Source organism: Vibrio sp. 10N.247.310.17 (assembly GCF_041466605.1).
GTDB classification, from domain to species: Bacteria; Pseudomonadota; Gammaproteobacteria; order Enterobacterales; family Vibrionaceae; genus Vibrio; species Vibrio tasmaniensis_A.
On record NZ_JBFSTC010000054.1, the window covers coordinates 1 to 25,304 of the forward strand.

The 25,304-nt window shown below is 43.7% G+C and carries 24 protein-coding genes; 13 read left to right on the forward strand and 11 right to left on the reverse strand.

The genetic code is table 11. The annotated features are described in order from the left end of the window. Positions 1–149: 149 nt before the first annotated feature. Together AB6D80_RS15010 and AB6D80_RS15015 are read right to left on the reverse strand one after the other, a co-directional pair. On the reverse strand, positions 150–500 hold the full coding sequence (locus AB6D80_RS15010; protein WP_004731829.1) for a hypothetical protein: 351 nt from the start codon (positions 498–500) through the stop codon (positions 150–152). 122 nt (positions 501–622) lie between these two features. Then, the gene (locus tag AB6D80_RS15015) at positions 623–1,828 is read right to left on the reverse strand and encodes a multidrug effflux MFS transporter (protein ID WP_012600277.1); all 1,206 of its coding nucleotides are present in this window, start codon (positions 1,826–1,828) and stop codon (positions 623–625) included. 108 nt (positions 1,829–1,936) lie between these two features. Here AB6D80_RS15015 and AB6D80_RS15020 point away from each other — a divergent pair, with 108 nt between their 5' ends. Together AB6D80_RS15020 and AB6D80_RS15025 are read left to right on the forward strand one after the other, a co-directional pair. Beyond that, on the forward strand, positions 1,937–2,833 hold the full coding sequence (locus tag AB6D80_RS15020) for a LysR family transcriptional regulator (protein WP_102249389.1): 897 nt from the start codon (positions 1,937–1,939) through the stop codon (positions 2,831–2,833). Positions 2,834–3,013: 180 nt separating this feature from the next. After that, complete coding sequence (locus tag AB6D80_RS15025) at positions 3,014–4,858, forward strand: putative bifunctional diguanylate cyclase/phosphodiesterase (protein ID WP_372188945.1); 1,845 nt, start codon at positions 3,014–3,016, stop codon at positions 4,856–4,858. A gap of 150 nt (positions 4,859–5,008) precedes the next feature. Here AB6D80_RS15025 and AB6D80_RS15030 read toward each other — a convergent pair whose 3' ends face one another. The 3 genes from AB6D80_RS15030 to AB6D80_RS15040 form a co-directional block, all read right to left on the reverse strand. Further along, entirely contained in the window at positions 5,009–6,301 is a 1,293-nt protein-coding gene (locus tag AB6D80_RS15030) for a peptidoglycan DD-metalloendopeptidase family protein (protein ID WP_372188947.1), read from the reverse strand. Between the two features lie 241 nt (positions 6,302–6,542). Beyond that, a complete protein-coding gene (locus AB6D80_RS15035) occupies positions 6,543–6,842 on the reverse strand; it encodes an isoamylase early set domain-containing protein (RefSeq protein WP_009845720.1) in 300 nt (99 codons plus the stop codon). A 123-nt stretch (positions 6,843–6,965) separates the two neighbouring features. Next, positions 6,966–7,613 (reverse strand): hypothetical protein, encoded by a 648-nt coding sequence (locus tag AB6D80_RS15040; protein ID WP_372188949.1) that lies wholly within the window; start codon positions 7,611–7,613, stop codon positions 6,966–6,968. Between the two features lie 32 nt (positions 7,614–7,645). Here AB6D80_RS15040 and AB6D80_RS15045 point away from each other — a divergent pair, with 32 nt between their 5' ends. From AB6D80_RS15045 to AB6D80_RS15060, 4 genes are all read left to right on the forward strand, one after another. Then, positions 7,646–8,128 (forward strand): GFA family protein, encoded by a 483-nt coding sequence (locus AB6D80_RS15045; protein ID WP_372188951.1) that lies wholly within the window; start codon positions 7,646–7,648, stop codon positions 8,126–8,128. A gap of 150 nt (positions 8,129–8,278) precedes the next feature. After that, a complete protein-coding gene (locus tag AB6D80_RS15050) occupies positions 8,279–8,953 on the forward strand; it encodes a YoaK family protein (protein WP_135380741.1) in 675 nt (224 codons plus the stop codon). Between the two features lie 228 nt (positions 8,954–9,181). Further along, positions 9,182–10,552, forward strand: a complete 1,371-nt coding sequence (locus tag AB6D80_RS15055; RefSeq protein WP_372188953.1) for a YjiH family protein — start codon at positions 9,182–9,184, stop codon at positions 10,550–10,552. Between the two features lie 454 nt (positions 10,553–11,006). After that, positions 11,007–12,878 carry a methyl-accepting chemotaxis protein gene (locus tag AB6D80_RS15060; protein ID WP_122046206.1) on the forward strand — a complete coding sequence of 624 codons (1,872 nt, stop codon included), beginning with the start codon at positions 11,007–11,009 and terminating at the stop codon, positions 12,876–12,878. A 166-nt stretch (positions 12,879–13,044) separates the two neighbouring features. Here the strand turns inward: AB6D80_RS15060 and AB6D80_RS15065 are convergent, their stop codons facing one another. Beyond that, complete coding sequence (locus AB6D80_RS15065) at positions 13,045–14,430, reverse strand: alpha-amylase family glycosyl hydrolase (protein ID WP_372188955.1); 1,386 nt, start codon at positions 14,428–14,430, stop codon at positions 13,045–13,047. Between the two features lie 283 nt (positions 14,431–14,713). Next, positions 14,714–14,992 (reverse strand): peptidylprolyl isomerase PpiC, encoded by a 279-nt coding sequence (gene ppiC, locus AB6D80_RS15070; protein ID WP_009845728.1) that lies wholly within the window; start codon positions 14,990–14,992, stop codon positions 14,714–14,716. Between the two features lie 271 nt (positions 14,993–15,263). Here ppiC and AB6D80_RS15075 point away from each other — a divergent pair, with 271 nt between their 5' ends. Beyond that, a complete protein-coding gene (locus AB6D80_RS15075) occupies positions 15,264–16,178 on the forward strand; it encodes a chemotaxis protein (RefSeq protein ID WP_012600266.1) in 915 nt (304 codons plus the stop codon). A 53-nt stretch (positions 16,179–16,231) separates the two neighbouring features. On the opposite strand, the gene hutZ is transcribed toward AB6D80_RS15075, so the two are convergent. The 3 genes from hutZ to hutW form a co-directional block, all read right to left on the reverse strand. Continuing rightward, on the reverse strand, positions 16,232–16,762 hold the full coding sequence (hutZ, locus tag AB6D80_RS15080; protein WP_004731858.1) for a heme utilization protein HutZ: 531 nt from the start codon (positions 16,760–16,762) through the stop codon (positions 16,232–16,234). Between the two features lie 140 nt (positions 16,763–16,902). Beyond that, complete coding sequence (gene hutX / locus AB6D80_RS15085; RefSeq protein ID WP_372188956.1) at positions 16,903–17,424, reverse strand: heme utilization cystosolic carrier protein HutX; 522 nt, start codon at positions 17,422–17,424, stop codon at positions 16,903–16,905. Between the two features lie 58 nt (positions 17,425–17,482). Further along, complete coding sequence (gene hutW / locus AB6D80_RS15090) at positions 17,483–18,892, reverse strand: heme anaerobic degradation radical SAM methyltransferase ChuW/HutW (protein WP_372087222.1); 1,410 nt, start codon at positions 18,890–18,892, stop codon at positions 17,483–17,485. Between the two features lie 160 nt (positions 18,893–19,052). On the opposite strand from hutW, the gene AB6D80_RS15095 reads away from it, so the two are divergent. From AB6D80_RS15095 to AB6D80_RS15120, 6 genes are all read left to right on the forward strand, one after another. Beyond that, positions 19,053–19,814, forward strand: a complete 762-nt coding sequence (locus AB6D80_RS15095) for an energy transducer TonB (RefSeq protein ID WP_029222881.1) — start codon at positions 19,053–19,055, stop codon at positions 19,812–19,814. A gap of 2 nt (positions 19,815–19,816) precedes the next feature. Continuing rightward, the gene (locus AB6D80_RS15100) at positions 19,817–20,518 is read left to right on the forward strand and encodes a MotA/TolQ/ExbB proton channel family protein (RefSeq protein WP_012600261.1); all 702 of its coding nucleotides are present in this window, start codon (positions 19,817–19,819) and stop codon (positions 20,516–20,518) included. After that, positions 20,515–20,928: a biopolymer transporter ExbD gene (locus AB6D80_RS15105; protein WP_009845734.1), complete on the forward strand. Its 414-nt coding sequence runs from the start codon at positions 20,515–20,517 to the stop codon at positions 20,926–20,928. The genes AB6D80_RS15100 and AB6D80_RS15105 overlap by 4 nt, the downstream gene beginning before the upstream one ends. Before the next feature lie 175 nt (positions 20,929–21,103). Continuing rightward, positions 21,104–21,994, forward strand: coding sequence for a hemin ABC transporter substrate-binding protein (locus AB6D80_RS15110; protein WP_372188958.1), 891 nt, complete (start codon positions 21,104–21,106; stop codon positions 21,992–21,994). Positions 21,995–22,117: 123 nt separating this feature from the next. Next, the gene (locus AB6D80_RS15115) at positions 22,118–23,155 is read left to right on the forward strand and encodes a FecCD family ABC transporter permease (RefSeq protein ID WP_372188960.1); all 1,038 of its coding nucleotides are present in this window, start codon (positions 22,118–22,120) and stop codon (positions 23,153–23,155) included. Further along, complete coding sequence (locus AB6D80_RS15120) at positions 23,155–23,937, forward strand: heme ABC transporter ATP-binding protein (protein WP_372188961.1); 783 nt, start codon at positions 23,155–23,157, stop codon at positions 23,935–23,937. The genes AB6D80_RS15115 and AB6D80_RS15120 overlap by 1 nt, the downstream gene beginning before the upstream one ends. 393 nt (positions 23,938–24,330) lie before the next feature. Here the strand turns inward: AB6D80_RS15120 and AB6D80_RS15125 are convergent, their stop codons facing one another. Then, positions 24,331–24,792 (reverse strand): TetR/AcrR family transcriptional regulator, encoded by a 462-nt coding sequence (locus AB6D80_RS15125; RefSeq protein WP_009845738.1) that lies wholly within the window; start codon positions 24,790–24,792, stop codon positions 24,331–24,333. Between the last annotated feature and the right edge of the window lie 512 nt (positions 24,793–25,304).

Consider the following 25,304-nt stretch of genomic DNA (forward strand, 5'->3'; position numbering starts at 1 on the left):
GTAAGACTCGCTACACTGTGCGATCTAAACACCTTAAATGATAGGTGTTGGCTCAAGAGAGCTGCTTTAAAAATAGTTTTTTAGAAACCTAATTGCTTAGAAATCAACTTACATGAAAAAATAGCCTATAAAACAAACAGTCAAGAAAACTAGCTACGCTTTGGCTGCCTGTAAGTTTTGCCTGCAATTTGGTATGTGTCTTTTTGCTTTAATTCGAACATAGTTTCAAAGAACCAAGCTGCAAATTTGATTAAGTCATCGCCTTCATTCATCACATGTTCGATGTACTCTTGCTCTTCGCCTTGTTCATTTTCTTGAAGCGTCACGTGGTAAATACGCTTTTCGCCTTCAACTTCAGCTAGCGCAAATTGACCTGTTAGTGATCCAGCAGCCTCAGCGACTTCTGTATCCTCATTGGATTTCAATAACTCAAGTGCTTGAGGCAGGCCATCTAGTGCGCAGATAGCTTTTACCAGTACTTCAAATTCATTTTGCTGCATGTTTATTACCTATTAAATGGACGCAGGTATTGTAGAAAACCATCCATACAAATACAACGTATTAACGACTGTATGCTGAACTATAGCGAGCTAGCTGTTTAACTGGTCTGTACTTCAGCTGCTTAACTGTATTCAACTTCGGTAGCTGTGGCTTTCTTATTCATTCTCGTTGAAGACCAAAGTACTGTAGCCATGCAAGCACCAATAATCAGATAAAACACGCCGAGCTGTAGGTGAGTCGTCACCCAACTCTCGACTAGATATCCACCAAGTAAACCCGCCAAACACATCTGAATTGAACCTGACAGTGCCGACACCGCACCCGCTTTCTTCTTATGAGGTTCTAATAGCATACTGATCGATAGAGGGAAGGAGATACCTTGAGCGATAGCTAACCACGTAAATGCCCACACTAAGTTAAAGATGGATAACTCATGAGTAAGTAACCAAGTCCCTGAAGCTAAAATGATCAAAATCGCAAGACTCATCAATTGTGGTGTACTAAACCTACGATTGAGCAAGTTCAAAGCCACGCTACCAATCAGTAAGCCAGCCGAAGGGACTATCATCAACGATCCGTATTCAGCGGCTGTCAGCCCCAATTGCTCTTGCATTAAGAATGGAAACAGTGATAGCGACACCAAACTCGCCATGTAACTCATCCAATTATAACTGGCACTGGTCAACACTTGGCGATTCGTCAACAAACGGCCATAGTTCTTGACCACTTGACTGACTTCAAAGCGGCTCTTCCCGTATGGCAAAGTTTCATGAAGAACAAAGTAGCCGAGAGTGAATATCGCCAGTAAATACACAAGAACAAACAGGAACACCGCCTGCCAACCGAGGTGGAATGAGATCCAACCACCAAACACGGGCGCAATAATCGGCATGATCGAAGCGGTAACCGAAATATAAGACAGCGCTTTGGTCAGTTGAAGGCCATCATAGCTGTCGCGCAGCACACTTCGCCCAAGAACCGAGGCACTCCCCGCCCCTAGACCTTGCAACAAGCGACCAACCTCTAACGCCGTCATGTTGTCGGAAAAAACAACACAAACAACAGTACCAATCAAATAAACACCCTGACCTAACAAGAAGATAGGTCTTCTCCCCACGGCATCGGACATCGGCCCGTAAAATAGCTGAGACAAGCCAAAACCCACAAGAAACAGCGTAACGAGCAGCTGTACATCTACCTGAGTCACACTTAAGTCTGAAGCAATTAGCGGCAATGATGGTAAATAGATACTCACCCCCACCTGTCCTGTAGCAATGATCATCATTGCTAAGAGTAACGGCGTTTTTTTAAAGGTCGATTGGCTCAAAAAATTCCCTATTCGTTTGATATTTGTTCATTAGATGAGTTTACATTCAAAACCAATAATTGATAATTAGCTAAATTGGAATTTAATTAAGTCCCAACAGGAAATAGTATGGATTGGATTCTTAACGTAAAAAGTTATGTAAAAGTGGTGGAAGAAGGCAGCTTCAATGGCGCAGCGCGTAAACTCAATACCACCAGCTCAGCGATCAGCAAAAGAGTGAACTGGTTAGAAGAACGTATTGGCACTCAACTATTAAAGCGCACCACGCGCTCAATCAGCCAAACCGAAGCGGGGGCTCTCTTTTATCTGCGAGCCAAGGATCAGCTCGATAATTGGCAATCGATTATTGATGAAACCCGATCGGTTAACCAAACGCCTGCGGGCCTGCTAAAGATTGGCGCAACCATTGCTGTTGGTTCTAAGTTTCTCGTGCAATACATGGACGACTTCTTAGAAAAGTATCCAGACATTAAAGTACAGCTTATCACCACCACGCCAGGTCAATTACCTGAGCTTGGCTTGGACCTGGTGATCAGTCGTGAACTGGAACAACTCAACTCGTTAAGCTTCAAGAAAACACCACTGTTTGAACACAAAGCCAGCTTTTACGCCGCACCAAGTTACTTGGCTAAACATGGTTATCCCATCAACGAGCAAGATTTAGAACAACACAACTCCTTAATATGGGGAGAGCGCCCTACCCGTGAAGTCACACTCACCAAAGGGCAGCGCATCACTTTGAACGGTAACTTTGCGACCACCAACCCTGAGGCTTTGTTTCATGCCGCCAAGCGAGGAATGGGCGTACTGTTAACCATCAAAGCAATGATCAAAGAGGATCTTAAACAAGGGACACTGGTTCCAGTATTACCAAATATAACAGCCGACGAAGTGATGGTTTACGCGTACTACCCTAAGCTTGACTACTCACATACACGAACCAAGCTATTTTTAGACCACCTAAAAGATAGGCTAGACAAAGAAAGAAATAGTCAAATTTTGTGAAATATATCGCACTAAATTTGAAAAATCACACAACACGACCAATAATAAACTAGACGCATATCAAGATTATTAATGCAAGTTGCATTGTTAATACTTAAGACAGCGCTGCTACAAGATCGTATACACAAGATCATACATATACAGCTTACACACGATTCTGGTTGGCTACGGATGGTGACTATGACTCAACATACACGCAATAGCATGATAGACACAGAGCACATTGGGCGCTTACTCAAATTGGAAGGTATCGACCTTTTAGAGTCTGCCGTGCTTACTTTGCATCAAACCTTCGGTACTCAATACACCAGTATCATTGAGAAAAAGCACTTTCCCGATCAAATGGTTCCTTTGGTAATTGCCCATTCTGACCATGTACTGCATGACAAAATAAACGCACGCCATGGTCACATATACCAACAAGCCGTCAATCAAAAACACCCAGATTGCTCCTTTGCTCAGTATATCGTTCAGTCACTCCCAACATCGGCATTTAGGCAGGAAATCACCTCACAAAACTCAATCGCTATCCCAGCACGCAGTCAAAGTGGCGAAGTCATGGGTGTGCTTTTCTCAACCTTTAGTTCGCCTCTGAGTACAGATCAGCAACAAGACGTGATAAAACACCACCAGTTGTTCGCAGATATCGTCATTCACACCTTGCGTGAAATGTGGTTCAACGACCGTTCTGAGCAGCTGGTTAATCAACTCAGCTACGAAGTATCACACGATAGTCTAACTGGGCTATTAAACCGTAGCTGCTTATCAGACACCTTGGAATCGATCACTCAGCAGAGTGTCACTCCCTTCACGCTCGCTCTGCTCGACATCAATAGCTTCAAAGCCATTAATGATATGCACGGTAATTATATTGGCGATAAGGTGCTTCAGTTCGTTGCAGAGACCTTGCGCCGAACCTTACCCGACAACAACCTGACGTTCCGGACGGGTGGCAATGAGTTCGCATTCATTACCTATCATTCAGACCCAATAGCGGTTTGCGAACAAATTCTGGATAAGATAAAGCAAGGTTACACTAGTATTGATATCAAAATCGATTTCGACGTCAGCATCGGCATTGCCCGGTCAGATGGAGATAATAAAGACGTAGAACAAATCATCTTCAACACCAGTTTGGCACTAAAAGAGTGCCAGCATAGTCAAGATACATACATTCAATGTTACGACACTCACCTAAGGGTTCGTTACCAAAGGAAAACCGAGTTAATCGCCGCCTTACGAAGTGAGCTTGACAGCCCCATACCAGACAGTCAGGCACCTAATGACAATGGAATGTACGTGGTTGTACAACCAATCGTTGATCACATTGATACACGATGGGATTACTTCGAGGTGTTAACTCGTTGGAAAACCACAAGACATGGCGACATCTCGCCAGTGGAGTTCATTCAGGTAGCGGAAGAGTCGGGGTTGATCGTGGAACTGGGTGAACGGATCATCGAATTGGTATGCCGCGCTAAAACAATATTGGAGCGAGGCTTAGGCTACAAAGTTAAGCTTGGAATAAACTGCTCCGCTCACGAGCTTACCGATTCTAAGCGTTATATTTCCTATCTCACTCGAACGATTGAACAGCATCACTTTAAAGCAAACGAATTTGTCATTGAGCTAACCGAAACCGTTCTGTTATCTCCAACTCAAGAAACAAAGTCAGCACTCGACTTTCTAAGGGGACAAGGGTTCACGATCGCTCTAGATGATTTCGGTACTGGTTACTCAAGCTTAAATTACATTCATAGCTACCCTATCGATTGTATTAAGATTGATGCCACCTTTATTCGAAACTTGCTGACAAACTCAACATCCGAAAGTGTTGTGTGGTTGATTGTTCAACTGGCACACAGACTCAATGTGTCATTGGTTGCGGAAGGCGTAGAGAAGCGTGAGCAATTAGAAAAGCTGCACGCAATGGGGTGTGACAAAATTCAAGGATACCTCTACTCTCCACCTATGCGACCAGAAGCTATCGTTAGCTACGTCACTCACTCAGAACCTCTAGCCTAAACGCCGTTTACTACCTCAACCTAAAATCAAAAAGCCGCGAGCGTATCACTAAACATTTAAGTATTTAGTTCTGCACTCACGGCTTTAAAGGCTACATCATTACTCGCAACCATCTAGCTAACGGTTACCTTGACGGCATACAGTCAGCTATTAGCTATTATTCGATTGTTTTTCTAGAGCTTTCTTTAATAGCTTGTCGGCTTCATCTCTAGCGGCTACGAATGTCGCTTTTTCCTTTTTAGGTACTGAATCGGCCATCGGAATATTCGCTTTCATTGCATTGACAGGACGACCACGTTCGATCAATTCGTAATGTAAGTGCGCCCCCGTCACTCGGCCCGTTTTACCTGATAAGCCAATACGCTGACCACGAGATACCGTTTGTCCTTTACGAACGAGGATCTTACTCAAGTGTAGGTAGCGTGTTTTGTATGTGCTGCCATGCTGAATCACCACATAGTTACCAGCATATGGGTGCTTACGAGTCATGATCACTTTACCATCACCCGTCGCTTGAACTGGCGTACCAATTGGCGTCGCGAAATCTGTACCGTTGTGAGGTGAGACTCGGCCTGTCACAGGGTGTAAGCGCTTAGGATTAAACTGAGAACTCTGACGCCAACCACGGCTCACAGGGTAACGTTGGAAAGCGCGTTGTAAGCTATCGCCATTGGCATCGTAATATTGTCCGTCAGTGTGTAAGTACGCTGAAACAACACGGTTACGGTTCATGATCTTGATGGCTTCTATTTCACGTTTCCCGGTTGCGACACCATCAACGAATTGCGCTTTTTGAAGCACTTCAAACTGATCGCCAGCACGTAAGTCTCGGCTGAAATTCAGCTTATCTTTGAGAAGAGTCACAATATGGTCAATCTCAATACTGTTCAGGCCAACTTTGTTCGCTGACATAGAGAAACTGCCTTGAATATCACCTACGAGAGGTTTCTGCTTCCATTCACCCGGAATAGAAATGTCTTCAAATTCGTAGCTGCCGTCATCAAGCAGTCGATAAACCACTTTGTCCGCGACACTAAATTGAAGTTCCATTTTTGAAAGGTTGCCCGTCGCTTCGTCACGCCAAAAGCGTAATGTATTACCCGGACGAAGCGTGTCTAACGCAAGGAAGTTCAAATCGGTTTCCATCACGCTCATCATCGAGTTATAAGAAAACCCAAGCTGAGTGAAGATGCTACTTAAGTTATCACCTGATTGAATTTGATATTCAAACGTCGGTGGCTCAATAACGGTAGCAGAAGGAGGTGACAGAATTGACTCAATAACGGTTGAGTTTGGCAAATCAAGATCGATCGTTTTCGTCAGATTTGATTGTGAATATTGCAAAGCAACACTAATCGCTGCAATAAGTGGCAGTCCTAAAATTGCTGCTTTTTTTACAGGTGAAAGCTCAGCAAACGGAGAGGAAATTATTTTTGAATACACGGTAAACAGGTCTTTCTACGATATAAAAGCACAGGATATGCTTTTCAGGCGTATAAATCATCATTGCATTGTCATAATATGATGTGAATCTGCGCAATCTCGGCTAAGTCATTGAGTTACCGTTAATGAAATAGGCCCAACTCAAAAAATTAATGAACCAACGATTTAGATATTAAAAAGCAGAAACCTCTAGTTCCTGCTTTTTAATTCATATTATTTCAATTAGGTCATGCTATTTCAACTAAGCGTTAACTGTCGATACCAAGCAATTATCTTCACCAAATTCATTCGGGATATAACGATCAGCATTCGCATCGTTCACCCATTGTTGATCATCAACTAGGTAGCGAAATTGAAACTCGCCATCTTTCGGAAGACGAGTTTTAAACTTGTAAACCTTCCCTTTCGCCAGTTTTTTCATTGGGGTCGCTTTCCAATCCAGAAAGTCGGCAACGATTGATACAGAATTAGCTTCTTGAGCTTCTAGCTCGAAAGTCACTTCAACTTCATCTTTCGTCTTAAAAAAACGTTTATTAATCATTCGCAAGCTCCATTTGTAAAGTAAGCAGACACAAAGCTAAGTGTGTCTAAATTTCATTCATCTACTTAAGATAATATGTAATTTAGCTCACATAAACAACAGTTCCTTGCTCTAACAAAAATGTCATTGCTCATCAATTGATTGCGTATTGAAAGAAAAACTCATTAACACCTTTTCAGATTGCAATTCTGGAAAAGATTGTTCCGCAGAATGTCGAGTAAAGCCGATAAAACCTTCCCCAGAGAGTTTGCTTTGTGAATCGAGCAGCTGAGTAATCTCTAAAGTTTGGATTCTCACACGGTCACCAAGAAAGAATTGGTCAACTAACACGACGCGGCTTCGATGCTGGTCATGTTTAAACAGGCCAAGATAATAGAAAACGCCACTGCCTTGGTTAGATACCCACATAGGTGCAACAAAGAAACTCGCCTTGCCTAACGTGACACTTGAAAGGTTGTTGGTGCCTACGGTGACCACACCACGCTCAACACCGGAGTCATACCGCCCAAACGCGATTGATCTTGGTCCATCGACTTCATTAATAAAGGCGTACGCGTTGGTTTCAGGAACTTTGATTGTCCATGGGTTAGTCGTCTTCAAATCAAAAACGGTTTCAACAACAGGGTCATAACTGACTTGAGAAGAAGGAAACTTCGCCAAGATCTCTTCGTCACTTAAGCTAAAGCGATAAATACCCGCCAGTATCACCACAACCAGCATGATAATAGGAATCAGTAAAATCAGAGGTATAGGTAAGATTTTCTTTTTCATGAGCAATTATATTCTTTTGTTTTCATCCAGTTGTGCAGACCATAAAGGGCTTTAGTATAATTATCAATACAGGGTTAACCAGAAGTGGAGCACGGATGGATATCAATCATATTAAAGAGAAGAATATCAGAAGTTGCGAATGCCGCTGTGGAGCCGTCAATTTAGTCTGCAGAGGCGAGCCTCAACGCACCTCCATATGCCATTGTTATGAATGTCAGAAGCGCACCGGAAGTGTGTTCGGGGGTCAGGCTCGATTTCCCATAGAACAAGTGACACTCAACGGAGAGGTCACCTCCTTTTCACGTATCAGTGACACGGGCAATGAAGTCACCTACCAGTTTTGCCCTAAATGTGGCACTACCATGCTATTGCAGTCGGTTGCCGCCGCCGATTTTTATGTCGTCCCGCTCGGACTATTTAAAGAGCAAGACTTTCCGCTACCAAGCTTTTCAGTCTACGAAGAACGCAAACACGGATGGGTCAAATTTGACCACCAGATGAGTCACTACAACTAGCCTGTTACTGACCATTTTCTCTATAAAGCAACAGTATTGGAACAAACTGCAAGACTGTTGCCTAAGATCAAATATCAACGTTCTACAACGCTAGCGTATCTTTTCGCTAGCGTTATAATCTGCTCCTCTTTTTAACCCAGGGTGAACCACATGATTTCTAAACTACCTCGCTGGGTTGAATACGGCGCCTTACTGTTAGCGGGCCTTGCTGGCAGCGTTAATGCTATTGGTTTACTCGGCTTCCAACATCAAGCTATCTCCCATATTTCAGGCACCATGTCTTTACTTGGCAGCAGCCTGCTCACGCCGACTTCAACTTCTATGCACCTCCTGCTAATCATTATGAGCTTTATGCTAGGTGCCGCGTTCAGCGGATTCTTTATCGAAAATCAAGCATTGAAGTTAGGACGCCGTTACGGTGTTGCGCTATGTATTGAGGGTGGATTGCTGTTCTTGGCGCTTTGGGCACTGTTACAAGGCTACACTTCAGGCCAGTATTTCGCTTCAGCCGCGTGTGGTTTGCAGAACGCAATGATCACCACCTATAGCGGGGCGATCATTCGCACCACACACATGAGCGGGATCATCACAGACCTTGGGATCATGATTGGCGCACGCTTAAAGGGGATGCCTTTTGACCGCCGTAAAGCCAAACTTCTTATGTTCATCGTTGTTGGCTTTCTGTTTGGTGGTTTAAGTGGTGCTTGCCTGTTCCAGCGCTTTGAAATTTTGGCACTGGCGTTCCCTGCCTCTTTCGCGTTCATTATCGCGTTTAGCTACTGGCTTTACCTAACTTATCGAACTGAAGCCTCAGTAAATTTATAAACGCCTAGTAATAACCATGAGAATATGTAACATCTGCAACACTTTATTCTAAACTCATAATGTGTTGCAGAATAACCTGTGTGAATATTTAGCGATATTTGATGAATAGTATTGCAAGTGATATTAATACTCGGTAATCTTGCACCCAATGAGAAAATACGGATGTTTAGAGAATAAAAATGCCAAGGATGTGGCTTTTTTACATGTAGAAATACGAGAATAATTAACATGTCTAACAACACGAATACTGCTCAACCAGAGAAATCTAAAGGCAGTTTCTGGGTTTTCTTAATCCCATCTCTGATTGGTTTGTTCCTCTTCATGGCGCCAATTAACTACCAAGGTGATCTCACGATCCCTGTCGCTATTCTAGCCAAATCAATTCAAGCGGTTTTCGGTGAGTCTCTAGTTGCTATTATCACTGCAATCGTTGCCTTCATGTCTGTAGCTTCCGTGTTAAGCACCATTTTCAAACCTACATTCATTACATCGAATTCATTTCTAAACGGCCTTTTCAACCCATCTCCACTGTGGTTGTTGGTTCGTATTATCGGTGGTGCTGCAGCATTCATGGCTTTCTTCCAAGTTGGCCCTGAGTTTATCTGGGAAGAAAACACCGGTGGTCTCGTGTTAGAGGGCCTATTGCCGACTCTATTTTCAGTATTCATCTTTGCCGGTTTACTATTACCACTTCTACTTAACTTCGGTTTGTTAGAACTGTTTGGCACCTTACTAAGTAAAGTGATGCGTCCAATCTTCAACCTGCCGGGTCGTAGTGCTATCGATTGTATGGCTTCTTGGTTAGGTGACGGCAGCGTTGGTATCCTGCTTACAAGCAAACAGTACGAGAAGAAATTCTACACTCAACGTGAAGCCGCTGTTGTTGGTACGACTTTCTCAGCAGTATCTATCACGTTCAGCCTTGTAGTGATTGCTCAAGTAGAACTAGAGCACCTATTCCTACCCTTCTACGCAGCAATCTGCTTAGCAGGTATTGTGGCCGCGGTAATCATCCCTCGCCTTCCTCCACTGAGCATGAAGAAAGACACCTTCATTGATGGTACAAAACCTCACAAAGATGCTGATGCAATCCCAGCGGGTCACTCGACTTTCTCTTGGGGTCTTGAACTCGCGGTAAATAAGGCATCACAAGTGAAGTCTGCTAAGTCTGTATTTGGTGAAGGCATTCGTAACGCAGTCGACATGGTATTCGGCGTTCTTCCTGTTGTAATGGGGCTAGGTACAATGGCATTGGTAATTGCAGAATACACTTCTGTGTTCTCATTCCTAGGCCAGCCTTTCATTCCATTCCTTGAGCTACTTGGTGTACCTGAAGCGGTTGCAGCATCTGAAACCATTGTTGTTGGTTTTGCGGATATGTTCATCCCAGCGATCCTTGCCGCTTCTATCGACAACGAGATGACTCGCTTTGTTATTGCAGCAATGTCGGTAACTCAGCTGATCTACATGTCTGAAGTGGGCGCTCTGCTTCTAGGCAGTAAGATTCCCGTGAATATCCTTGAACTGTTTATTATTTTTATTCTACGTACGTTAATTACACTTCCGGTTATCGCTGGTGTAGCGCATCTAATATTTTAAATTAGACGCACTGATACAGTGTAATAAATAACCTGATTTATAATAGCCTCACTTTTGTGGGGCTTTTTTTGCCTAATATATTCACTCTCCGGTTTAAAATACATACACTCTCCTGTTTGAAATATCGCCAATATACGAATTGAGAATATCATTTGATTTCATATTAATTCCCTTACACCTCTCCCTTATATAGTAAATCATACGCATATTAGCCTAATTAATACCCTCCTCACTTTGTTTGCCTTTGATTAAGCCAACTCTTTAACTCATTGAACCAAAAAACAAAAGTAGCAAGTATGTAATTAACTGAGTTTTACGTTGTGCGGGTTGTTGTATTTTTGTAGTCTATTTTGTGAAATTACATTCAAGTAAATCCCAACAATGTCGATATATATAATTACAAAAACACGATTAGCTTTAGTTTTCGCAAAGCTTGTGAGAAGAGGAAAACACAATGAAATTTAGCCATAAGGTGGTTGCAGCATCATCAGCCTTGCTATTAGTGACAGTATCATTGCTTTCAATACAGCAACTTTACACCGTAAAAAGTGCTGTAGAGAACCACGTCAATGCAAGCCTGAAAGAGATGGTCTCTGGTATTAAGAACACCGTAGCATCAGAGATGAATGCTAAGAAAGCACTGGCTCAGTCGACGACTGAAGTCATTGAAATCAACCCTCAAGATCGTACCTACGTTCAAAACATCCTAGAAAAGCCAAAACTTAAAGGCAGTTTTCTCGCGGTTGGTTTTGGTTATGACGCAAACGGTTTCGTGATTGAGAATGATGACGGTTGGGACGCGGGGCCAGATTATGACCCACGAATCCGCCCTTGGTACATTGATGCTAAATCCAAAAACAGTTTAGTTGTGACAGCTCCTTATGTGGATGCATCAAGCAAAAAAGTCATCATCTCAGTGGGTACGCCAGTTAAAGACAACGGCCGCTTTACTGCGGGTATGTTCTACGACCTAGAACTGACCAACCTTGCGACCTTGGTAAACCAAGTGAACTTGTTTGACGCGGGTTACTTATTCCTAGTCACTGCCGACGGCACGACGATTGCTCACCCTAATGCTAAGAACAATGGCGAAACGCTATCAAGCTACCTGCCACAAGCGACTATTCGCGAGGGATCTCAACAAATTGAAGTCGACGGTAAAAAGTTCCTAGTGAACTTCACTCACATCCCAAGTGAAGATTGGTACATCGGCGCAATACTTGATGAAGAGATCGCATTCCAAACGGTTGAAGATCTGAAAAACAGCTCGATAATCTACTCTTTAATTGCGGTTATTCTCAGCATCATTGCATTAACCGTCCTTATTCGTGTGTTAATGCGCCCGCTTGAGACGCTTAACCAAGCCATTCAAGATGTTGCGAGCGGACAAGGTGACTTAACTAAACGTCTAGATACCAATACAGATAAAGAGTTCTCTGACCTTGCGAAAGGCTTCAACACCTTTACTGAAAACCTGCAAAATCAAATCATTCAATCCAAAGCGATTGGTGTTGAGATTAAACGTGGCACTGAAATCACAGTAAAAGGCGCGGGTGAGTCAGCGAATGCGATGAATACTCAGCTGCAAGAGCTTGAACAGCTAGCCACCGCAATGAACGAGATGGCCGTTACCGCAACGGAAGTAGCAAACAACGCTCAAGGCGCAGCCGCCGCGGCTCGTGAAGCTGACGATGCGACACTAGACGGTACATCTGTAGTAAGTGACACGACTCAAGCGATTGATAACCTTTCAGCACGTATCGACCAAGCGGTTGCAGAAGTACAAGTACTTGAATCAGCAACAGCAAATATCGAGACGATTCTTAAAGTAATCAACGATATCGCAGACCAAACCAACCTACTTGCATTGAATGCTGCTATTGAAGCGGCGCGTGCTGGTGAATCGGGCCGTGGTTTCGCTGTCGTTGCCGATGAAGTTCGCACACTAGCGCAACGTACTCAAGAATCGACCACAGAGATCCGCAACATGATTGAGCAGCTCCAAGCGGGTGCAAGCTCTGTATCTAACGCGATGAATCAAAGTAAAGACACAGCCACTGACGCCGTTGAACGCGCTCAGCAAGCAAACTCTTCACTTGACCGCATCCGCGACGCGATTCAGCGCATCTCTGATATGAATATTCAGATTGCTTCAGCAGCTGAAGAGCAGAGTTTAGTAGCGGAAGAGATCAACAACAACACAGTTAAGATCAAAGACCTTTCAACACAGGTATCGAACGCAGCTCAAGACGCAAACACAGCAATGCAAGTTCAAACTGACAATGTTCGCCAACAAGACGAACTATTAAACAAGTTTACGGTTTAACCGCCTTAGCGTTTAGCTAACTAACACCTTGTTTAACTAACACCCTGTTTAGTAAGCAATAAACAGCTTTAAATAAAAAACCCCGCTTACTGGTAATCAGTAAGCGGGGTTTTCTTTTCAAGGTTTTCTTTGCAAAATTTGCTTTCTAACTCGTAACAGGCTCGAGCTAGTTGGTCGTCAGCATCATGCACTGGTTGGATTCAACCTTAATAGTTAAGTCCTTACCAACACATTCGAACACTTCGCCAGACAACAGATCCGTCACAGCGCCTGTCCAATTTAATGAGGCCGTCTTGCTTCGTTTCGATTTATTAATCACCACAATGCCTTTGTCGCCACGAACAAACACCAACAAGTCATCATTGGCTTCAACCACCTGCATCGCTTCGCCATGAACATGGTTATGGAATTGAATCATGTTTTTCATATAAGGCGCTTGCCAGTCGTTAAGCCAACGAGGTTGGCCACTCTTGTCCAGAATACCGCTGGTGCTGAGCTCACTGTAAACAAGCGGCACACCGCCATCTCGTCCAAGAATAAAGGCGTGAGCTAATTGCTCGTCGACTTCATCCATCACATGTTCCAAAAACACCTCGTTATTTGGAATGTCATGAGTGACAGCAAAAGTGATCGCTCGCATGTTCGACAGAGCTTGACCAAAACAGTATGGGTTGATCAGAGACTTAAAACTGCCCTGCTCTTCAAAAGCTTTGAAGATGGTATTGAATAGCGGAAAATCATACGCCCCTAAACGAGTGTGTTTAAGGTAAGGCTCGAGGAACAGTTCGTACTCTTCTTTGGTTGCACCACCGTCAGTAATGATCTCGCCAAAGATATGCATTTCTTCACAGATATCATCAGTCCAAACCTTACGTAGATGTGACAGTGTCATGTGTTTCGCTGCGTCGATGCGAAACCCTTTCACACCAATCACTTTCAAGGCTTTTAGGTAAGCTCGCTGCTGTGTAACCACATTGTCGTTGTCTAACAGCGTTGGCAGGCCTGGATCGCTTGCTCCACCAGTAATACGTCCGTTTTGCACCTCCCAAGTGTCTTTCCAGTTCTTGATACCAAACGCTTCGACAAAGTCGTTCTCATCAAACAAAGGTTTAGAAAGATCACCAAACAAACGAACGGATTCGTAATACTCAGAATCTTGTTGGTAAGACGCCATGTCTTGTTGATTTGGATACGTCAAATCACCGCGAATACTCGACTCGTTAGCCATGTGGTTAAACACAACGTCCACATAGGTACGAAGCCCATGTAGCTTTAACGTGTTCACCATTGCAGTGAAGTCTTGCGTATCACCAAGCTGATTATCGATCACACGATAATCTTGGGGTTGATAGCGCTGCCACCATTGGGTACCTGTATCTCGATCACAGCCTTTAGGCCCTCGTAACGACTTCATTGCCGGCGAGACTAAAACAGATTTATAACCCAACTCTTGAATCAGAGGGGCGTTCTTCATTACGTCAGCGTAGCACCAGTCAAAAGCATGCAATATAACATCTGTCGCTGGGGTGCTTAACATAGCTGAACTCTCCATGTTGTTCTCCTACCAAACTCGTTTACAGCTTTCTAGATAAATACAAAGGCTAAAAGGCAAAGCTGCATAAATTTCCTTAAGAATGGTATTTATTATATGAGTTACTCATTAAAACCCCTCCTCCTCCCACCGATTAGTCAAGGTGGATAGTTAAGGGCGTAGCGCCAATTATCGCATAACGTCCGGGATGAACACTCAGCCATAATGTTTTTAAATGCGCCCAAAAATGACAAAAAAGGAGCGTATCTACGCTCCTTTTATTCAATCTAACACATATTAATGACTAAGTTCGGTAAAGAACCTTCACTACGTGCCAGCCAAATTTTGTTTTTACCAGATGTGGTACAAGTGTCTCGCCAGAGAAACAAATCTTATCAAACTGAGGCACCATTTGACCTTTTTTGAACTCGCCTAGGTCGCCGCCCTTTTTACCAGATGGACAGGTTGAATGCTTCTTCGCTAGCGTTTGAAATTTAGCGCCCTTTTTAAGCTGCGTCATGATGTCTTCTGCTAATTCTTTATGCTTCACCAATATATGAAGCGCTGCTGCTGTTCTTGCCATGATAATTCTCAGTTTGTTGCGGTCAGTTTATTTGTGATGATTACGTAGAATTCATCAGAGTACTGACTTTTGTAATTCAGCTTACGGCTACAAAAGTCCATCAAACGCCTGCGTTTAGCGTGATTTTAACCCAAGAATCATCATTCTTCACTCTATAACCGAAAACAACCCCCTTAAAGATCTTTAAAAACCGCATAGTGACTTGCTGCGGATGCCATTTCCCTTTAAATTAATCCTTATAGATTAAGCGCGTATTAAGTAGGAGCCACTTATGGCCAAACCGATAAGTAAAGCGAGTCAGTCACAGGGAATGCTGATGTTCAAGTTATCCCTCACTCAAAGTTTTGCGATAGGCACGCTTAAGGTCAGAGAAATCGTTCCTTTCCAGCCAATGACCCAAATCCCTTACTCTCATCACCATGTGATTGGTACCGTCACGATTCGCGATCTTACGGTTCCAGTTATTGATATGTCCGCAGCTATTGGGTTTCGGCCGATCACACCGACTGAATACCAAGACTGTGTGCTCATCGTGACAGATTGCTTAAGAACCGTTGTAGCATTCTTGGTTCGTTCGATTGATAAAATCATTGAATGTGACTGGAAGAGCATTGAGTCGCCACCCGCGAGTGTAGGAACCAATGTGTTTGTTACCGGCATTACACGTTTTGAAGATCGTATCGTGCAGATGCTCGACGTAGAGTTATTACTTTCTAAGATTTACCCTGCTTATGAAAACGCACATATTCCGATGCTGACAGATGTCGAGAGAGAACGCCTAAAAGCTCTGAACATTCTATTGGTTGATGACTCTTTGATTGCACGAAAGCAGCTGTCTGATGCCTTAGACAGCATCAACATCCCTTATAGCATTTGTAACAACGGTTTAGATGCTATTGACCTGATGCGAGGTGAGGCTGCAAAAGGTACAGCAATTGATCTTCTCGTGAGTGATATCGAGATGCCCGGGTTAGATGGTTATGAACTTGCATTTGAAGTACAAAACGACAGCGCACTCAGTCATGCCTACTGTATTTTACATACTTCACTATCCAGTGAGATCTGTGTTGACCGAGCTAATCAGGTGGGTGCACATGAAGCGCTAGAGAAATTCAATGCAGGCGAATTAATCGAAGCCATGTTGCGAGGAGCGAAAGTCTTAAACGACGCGGCTATGACTGCTTAGACACAAAAAAGCCCTCACATTAGAGGGCTCCTAAAGTAATCCGTTAAACGAGCTTACTCGTTAGACACTTTTTTGTGACCTTCTTGCAGGTGAACGAAATCCACTAAGTCGTCGCCAGATACTTGGTATGCCTGACCGAAACCTTTTACGAACAGGCCATTCTCTGCTTTGAGGTTGAATAGAGAAAAATCTTGAAGCTGGCTCAAACCATCAATGATCTCGCCGAAACGCTCTTGCATCTGGCCGATCACTTGAGTCCAAAGCTCCGTTTCACGCTCTACAACACTTGCCTGAGCATCAAACGTTAAACGCTTACGTGCATAAAGCTGCTTCGAGCTCTCTTCGTCTTCAATCATCATCAAAGAGACTTGAGGGTTTGCTTTCAAGTTACGAGCATGACGAGCAATATCAGAAATTAGAACAAAATAACCTTCTTGGTTCTGAACGAAAGGGGCGTAACTTACGTTCGGGCGACCTTCTTCATCAACCGTTGCAAGTTGAAGGGTACGGCGCTCTTGGCGAAATTCTTTAATTTCTGGACCTAGGCGACCTTGTAGACGTTCTTGTTTTACTTGCTGTTCCATTGGTAATTCCTTTCTTCACTTTCTCTGATTTATTATTTTGCTCGAGGTTGAGCGATCATTAGCGAACTAAACGATCCTCGAGCATTGATGTTCTGTTTAAACGAGTTAGCAACCTTATTTAAGCTTGCCGTTAAGTCTGGTTAAGCTTTTTCTTTTAGTGCGTTAAAGCGTTCAACTTGGTCGGCAATAAGTTCACGCTTTTCATTGCGACCTAGGTAGATCTTAAAAATGTTCTCGCCTGTTTCACTGAAGAAACCGAAGTAATGACTTTCACGCCCCATGAACGCCTTGCTCACCAAACCAATATGTTTGATGTTATCCAGTTTTAAGTGGCCATGCAGCTCGCCTTCTTTACCCATCAGATTGTAGTAACCACGTGCGACTTTGCCTTTAGGGAACGGCGCCTTTACTTCGAAGATTGAACCAAATGAATGCATAATTGTGGTCACTGGGCCCCAACCAACCAAACCTTCTAGAATATCTTGAGCACGGCTGCCATCTAACATCACCGCCATGTCTCCAGGAAAAGCAGCGACAACTTCAACCTCTGAAACACCTAGCTTCTCAGCAATCGCTGTAGGAAGCAGTTTTGGTTCTTCTTCTAGAATGCGTGCGACACGTTGTTCTAAAATTTCTGTCATTGCGAATGTTGTATCTGTCATTGAATAAGTTTCCGTATAAACGAGTGATTTACGTAAGTTATAAACTAAAAATTCGAGATTAAGCGTGCTTCAAACTTGCATGCGGGTGAGCACCCAAGCCAGAGGCAGTTGGTGCTGGGTGCAAGGTCTGATACTCAGTGTTAAGCACTTGAATCACACTCTGTGCAAGACTTACCGCCCAAAAGCTGCCAGCTATAGTCAGGCTCAGGTAATCTTCCGAAAGATCAACTAGGCCATTCTTTTCCCAATGTGAAAACAGAGGCTTCAGGTAGTCAAACGTGTCTTGCCCCATAAAACTCGGCAACGTACTTCTTCTTACAACACCAGAATCAAAACCGGCTTTCAATGAAGAGAAGATTGGCTCTAGTGAGCTTTGCTTGGTCATCATGGCTATTGGCAATTGACCTTGCTTTATAGACTCCATGTAGCTGTCTAAAGTTCGATGTTGCATCACACCATGACCACCGATGTTGCCACCAGCGCCACAACCAATGGGTAGAACTTCGGCATAAGTTTTCGCTAAGCTGTTGTAAATGCTGCGTTCGCGGTTATCACGAGTCCAGTGATTCACGCTCAGTTGCTTAACCTTGTGCTTTGCCATGAACTCAACGCCCGCCAAGTACATACTCGCCTTATCTGGCGTATTAGCCGGTGGTGGGATTTTTCCTTTCTCAACAAGATTAAGCATAGGCGCGTTGCCCGAAACAATCAGTTGGTAGAGGTCAATACCGTGTGCGCCAGTCGACATGTAGTCTTCTAAATCTTGTTGAAATACTTCCATAGACTGGTGTGGCAACCCGTATAGCAAATCAAGAACGATAGGCGCTTGTTCAGTGCGACTCAGTGAACTGATACGTTCCAACACAACTTCTCGGTCATCCAAGCGCTTAGCACTGCGTCGAACTTGAGTATTGAAACTTTGAATACCGAATGAGAAACGATTGAAGCCACCTTCCAGCGAACGATCAAACATCTCGTCGCCAAATCGATTAATCCGCCCTTCTAAGGTCATTTCCACATCGTTCGCTAATGGGAAGTGTTGACGAATAGCCTTACCTAACAGCTCAACTTGTAGAGGAGATAAATCGGTGGGTGTTCCACCACCAATATAGACGGCGTGAAATAGTCCAGACTGAGCCCAAGAGGTTTTGGCTTTTTGCATTAGCTCAACCATCAGTGCATCAAAATACTCATCCACTAATTTACGGCTTGCGGCATTTTGGAAGAAATTGCAGAACGTACAACGCACGCGACAAAAAGGAATATGGATATACAAACAACGTTTATCCTGTTTCTTTCCTTCACTCAGCATCAATTCATCAAAGATTTCCAATTTCTTGCTCGGGTCGACCGGGATTGAGCTTCCCCCAGCATGTGCAGATTGCTTTTTGGCAAATGCAAAACGAAGTGGGTCTGGGCTAGAAACGCCCAGAATTGATTCGTCAAACTTATATATATCAACGCTCATATAATCTCTCTAAACACTTATATAGCAAAGCCTGGAAGACTGTTTGCTAAAACTGAGAGAATCATAAATAGACGCAAATGATAATGCAATTGATAATTGATCTTATTTAGATTCTAAGCAATAATCCGATACATATTTTAGATTTGGTGAAGGATTGAATGTGAACGTACCTAGATATGTTATTGCAGGCGGTGCATCGTTAGTGATTCATGCGGCGATGTTATTTGTCGCTCAAGAATCCAAAGTCTTTGCAATGCCAGCAGGTAGCCAATCGAACACGGTATCGATCAACTTCACTCCAAAGAGCGTTCCCTCACAAGCTCAGAAAAAAACCGTTACAGAGCCAGTTGAGCCTGAGCCAATCAAGGAAACGCTCTCACACCCAGAACCTAAACCTGTCGAACCGAAAGCAGTAGAGCCAAAGCAAGCTAAACCTGCACCAAAGAAAAAAGCGATCACCAATAAACCTCAGCCCAAGAAAGTAGAGAAAAAGGTTGTGGAGAAGACAGCCGAGAAAAAGCCGATTCAAAAAAAACCGGTGACTCAACCAGAAAAGCTGGCCGACAAAAAAGTCGATAAAAATATGGACGAGTCCGCCAACCAACCTCGACAAGTTAATCAAGGCGTATCTAACCAAGAGCCGGTGTTAATCACTAGGCCCTCTTTTTCAGCTCGTCCAACGCCACCAAGCTACCCACGCCAAGCAAGGCGCCGAGGCGTTGAAGGTGTCGCAACTTATGAGGTCTGGTTAGACGCTGAAGGAAAACAAATTAAACAGGCATTAGTCAACTCATCAGGCGCACTAATGCTCGACAACGCTGCCTTGAAAGCCATTAAGAAATGGAAGTTCTCACCTCATACTGTAAATGGTCGAGCAATTGCTCACCGTGTGCAAATACCTGTTCGTTTTAAGTTGGATTAACCATGCAACAAATCAGTTACTTACAAGATCAACTTGGCCTAATGACATGGCCTCTTCTTATCTGTTCAGCATTAACAGCAATGATCATCGCAGAGCGTATCTTCCAAGTCATGCTAAGCATTGGGGTTGGCAAACGCGCTATTCGTCATGAGCTCAATCAGATTTCACCAACCAATAGCAAAGAAATCGAAGCATTAGCACAATCTATTTCTGGTAAACGACCTCTGCTGTACAAGGGCGTGTCGATGCTGCTTGCTCACCACTCTTTCTCAAAAGGTTTACGTGAAGATGCAGCAGGGATTTGGCTACAAGAGAAACGCCACCAGCTTCATGCAGGTTTAAGACTGCTTGGCTTGATCGGCGTCATCAGCCCGCTAATTGGCCTGCTTGGCACAGTACTTGGGCTTATTGAGATGTTTAAAGGCGTTGCCGCTACAACAGGCAGCATCACGCCTAATGATTTGGCAGACGGTCTTGGATTAGCAATGAGAACCACTGCTGCGGGTTTGATGATTGCGCTTCCTGCGATTTCAGGAGCTCAACTACTCGGGTTATGGGCCGATCGAGTGCTAGCTCAGTTAGAACACACTCTGAATTATGTAAATGTTTGGCTAGAAGGCATGTCAATTCAAACCAGTCAGTCTGGCGACACTCAAGGGACTCCTGTCAGCAAAGCCTCTATCGGTGATGTGAGCCAAGCATGATTAAAACGCCCCACTCATCTCAAACACAGAGCTTAGTTCCGGATTTAACACCCTTACTGGACATTATATTTATCGTGATGGTTTTCCTTCTACTGACAGCATCAGTGAAGTTGGAGTCATTAGAGGTGGAGCTTCCGAGTTCTGATATTAAAAACGTTTCTGAAGTTCATAAAGATTCGATTAGCGTCAATATCTTAGATCACGAACCTTACTGGGCGATCAACGGCCAAGAGTACATCGACTGGGAAAACTTCAAGATCGCACTGTTAGAAGAAACAGGCACATCGGATAAGAAACCGATCATCATTGGCGCCGATAAAGCAGCTAACGTTGAGAACTTAGTGAAGTTGTTGTCGTTCTTACAAGAAAACGGTATTCCAGCAACCCAATTACTCACGGAGGAAGGCTAGAACGACTCTTAAATTTTCATGAGACCTAGCACCTTTTATGAGATTGGACTCTTTATTGATAAGACCAAATAACCAAAGCCAGCTCTCTATCGATTCAAACTCAACATGCGGACAGGCTGATCACAAAGCATCTTCGCGATTACTCTCCATCAAAAGAAAGTACAAATAAATTATTATGAAAGACTTAAAAGTGCTCAATAAATTAAAGAACAACAAACATTTACTCGCAATCGCCGCGATGGGGTTGGTACTTGCAGCACCTATCGCCAATGCTGACGACGCAAAACAACCTAGAATCATCAGTGCTGGCAGCGCAGTTACCGAATTAGTTCTTGCTCTGGGTGCTGAAGAGCAGTTGATTGCAATTGATGTGACCAGTCACTTACCTCAATCAAAAACGCTACCAAAGATTGGTTACCACCGAAACCTTTCTGCAGAAGGGTTGATTGCCTTATCGCCAACCACACTGATTGGCTCAGATGAGATGGGGCCAGACAACACCATTTCTCAATTAAAATCTGTGGGTATCGATGTCGAGATCGTTAACACCGAAACAAACGTTGAAGGGCTATTGAAGCGTATCGATCAAATTGCAAAGATTACCCATACCGAAGCTCACTCACAGCAAGTTAAAGCAGAAGTAAATCAGAAGATTGCGGCACTGGAAGCTAACCAAGTACCCAACAACGAAGCGAAGAAAGTTCTGTTCCTATTACTGCATGAAGGCCGTCCTGCAAACGTTGCTGGCGGTGAAACATCACCCAACGCTATCATTGAACTGGCTGGCGGTGTTAACCCTGCGGCTCAAAGCCTAACGTCATACAAGCCATTATCGATGGAATCACTGGTAGAAATGCAACCAGATGTGATTTTAGTCAGTGGCCGTAGCTACCAGAAAATGGGCGGCGCTGATGCCATTCTTAAATCGTTACCTATGCTAGCGGCAACCCCAGCAGGCATGAACAAGCAAATCATTACCGTAAAGGGCAGCGCTCTAGTTGGAGGGCTTGGTCTTGAAAGCCTTTCTGAAGCGAAGCGAATAAACGCACTTATCTATCCGCTATAACTTATCTATCCGCTATAACTCACTACCCTATTTTTACTGTTACTTGCTCAATCCTCATTACTGCGTCGCTTTCGCAAAATCGGTTACGAGGATTGAAGCTAGTGATAGACATTGAGGCTCTTTATGTTGTTACGATCCGTCCCACTAAAAATATCGATGTTAGGCTTTGGCGCTATCCTAGTCTTAACCGCGCTGTACTCGGTCACCGTTGGGCCTATGGACATAAGCTTAGCTGACAGCGCAGCCAGCCTATTCCAACCCAGCAATGACTTAGCTCCCCACATCAATTTGGTGATTCAAGAGATCCGCTTACCGAGAACCATCTTATGTATGCTAATCGGCGCGATTCTCGCATTATGTGGTGCGGTCATGCAGGGACTGTTTCGAAACCCGCTTGCAGAACCTGGGATCATAGGCGTCTCTGCCGGAGCTGCATTAGGCGCGGCGTTGGCCATTGTTCTTTTCTCTGAGCTTTCACTGCAATACCCTGCTTTTATGAACTTTGCGGCCGTACCAGTATTTGCCTTTTTAGGTGGCGCTTTAACCACCCTGCTAGTTTATAAGCTAGGTACGGGAAAATTTGGTACCTCGGTGACCATCATGTTATTAGCGGGTGTTGCGATCAGTGCATTGTCAGGCGCAGGTATTGGCTTCTTGAATTTCATTGCTGATGACCAAATGCTACGTGATCTTTCGTTGTGGTCGATGGGTTCATTGGCGGGTGCTAAGTGGTCCGGAATTTTACTTGCTGCTGTCACACTCGTTGGATTGTTTGTTGTTTTCTACCGCCAAGCAATGTCACTGAATGCTCTATTACTGGGCGAGTCAGAAGCGCAACACCTTGGCATCCCAGTACAGAAACTCAAGCGAAAGCTGATTCTACTGACGGCTGCGGGCGTTGGTATCACGGTTAGCTTGTCTGGCATGATTGGCTTCATCGGACTGGTTATTCCTCATTTAGGTCGTATGTTGGCTGGCCCTGACCACCGAATTCTGTTGCCACTATCAGCAGTGTTAGGCGCGTTACTATTAACAGCTGCAGACATGGCCTCACGCGTGGCACTGGCTCCAGCTGAATTGCCAGTTGGTATTGTCACTGCAATCATCGGCGCTCCATTTTTCTTGTATCTACTATTTCAACAGAAAGGGAGAATCCTTTAATGTTTCCTGCAGCGTTAAAAGCAACCGACATCGAAGTGAAGTTCGGCAACAAAGTGATTTTAGATGGCGTTTCTATTGAGATTGAAGCAGGAAAGGTAACCACACTACTTGGACCAAACGGCGCAGGAAAAAGTACGCTGCTGAAAGCTTTATGTCAGGAGATATCGAGCACTGGTGATATTCAGTATTTTGGACACACCAAAGACAAGTGGTCTTCTCAAAAGTTGGCTAAGCACTTGGCGATGCTTCCTCAACATAGTACGTTGACCTTCCCTTTTCTGGCACACGAAGTTGTCGAGCTTGGTGGTATCCCGTTGCGAGAGTCCAACAAGAAGCTCACTAGCATAGCTAGCCAGAAAATGGATGTTGCCGATGTGTCTCACCTAAGCAAAAGGCTCTACCCTTCTCTATCTGGCGGTGAAAAACAGCGTGTTCACTTGGCTCGAGTGCTAACCCAACTTCACTATTCTGGTGACCAATGTATCTTGATGCTTGATGAACCCACATCAGCACTGGATCTTGCCCATCAGCACAACACGTTAAAGATCGCGAGAGAGTTAGCCGACAACCACAATGCCGCGGTTATCGTAGTTTTACATGACTTAAACCTAGCCGCTCAATACTCAGATCGATTGATAGTTTTGAAAGAGGGAAACTTAGTTTGCGATGGCAGCCCTTGGGAAGCACTTAAGCCTTCGATGATTGAAGATGTGTACGGCTACATAAGTATTGTAGAAAAGCACCCAACCATGAACTTCCCCCAGGTTCATCCCGCACAATAAGCTCGATTAAGAACAGGTTCGTTTTGAGTATTCGTTCTTGATAACGATGACGTAATCCTAAGCCTCGATTTGTTCGGGGCTTTTTATTGGCTCATAGCTACTCTCTCGGTTTAAACTCAATTTTATTAATAACTACAACAGCAAGCACCAAAACGACTCACCTTGAGCGTTTGAGGCTCTAGAAATGCACACCATCAGTTAATGTTAGTAAGCTTTTAGTTACTCAGAAAGATGCAGGCGAAACCCTAAATATCTAAAAAGAAAAGAAATAACTTTATTCAGCACAAAGACAAGATAACGACAACGGTGTGAGAGCTAGAGGAAAAAAGAAAGAAAAGTGAAACTACAGGTACAAAAAAAGCCCCCTCAGGAGCTTCTTTCATTGCGTGTTGATTATTGGCTCATATGAATCAATGACTTACCAATCAACCACTCTAGTTCTTTACCACTAGCATCACCAAACTGAGTTTCAGTTAGCTTGTACAAGCGATCGATACCGTTTGCCGCAAACTCATGTGCATTCTCGGCAGTAACGATATGATGGAAAAGTAAACGTAAGATCGCTAGGAACTCAGCATCTTCAAGTGCTGCAACCCAGCTAGCCGAAAATGCATCAAGGCCATTTTCAAAGTCAATGTGTTCCATAAACATCTTGAAAATACGACCGTCTAGAGCAGCAGTAAAATCCGTTTTCTTTGGAAAGTGATGACTTATACCTGTACGAGAAACGCCTGTTTGTTGACTCAACGTCGTGTATGACATTTTGTCGTAACCCAATCTCAATAACTGGTCTACAACGGCATCCATGATCTTCTGGATCGTGATTTCTGTATCTTCTTTACTACGCTTTGGCATATTCAGGTTCTTCTCTTTGTAAATCCATCTAACTCAACCGAATGAAGTCAGAATGAAAATCGTTATCAGCATTATGTGAGTAAGGTATTTTTTCGCAAGTATTTCCATTAAATACCCACAAATACTTTGTACGAACAATTTTACAGTGTTGCCTCTTTGGGCACTTTGTCTAATTATTCTTCGAAAATCACCTTACAATCCTAAGTCGATAAGTTTAAATAACTACTTAGAATATGAAATACCCAACGAAAAATTCATTGTATAAATAACTGTCAAGCGATAGATACTCTTATAAAATCATTCCTGGCGCAACTAAGTGAATGATATTCTGACAAATAAATAACGTACCTCTTCAGGAAAACGTGATATTAATCACATACATATTTATCGTCGCGAATATACATATTCATTAAATATCCTACCAAACAGCATAGCATAGCATACTAGTAAAAATTAGTTCAAAGATTTTGATTTTTGTAGATACAGTTCAAATAGCTCGCTAGAATAACCGC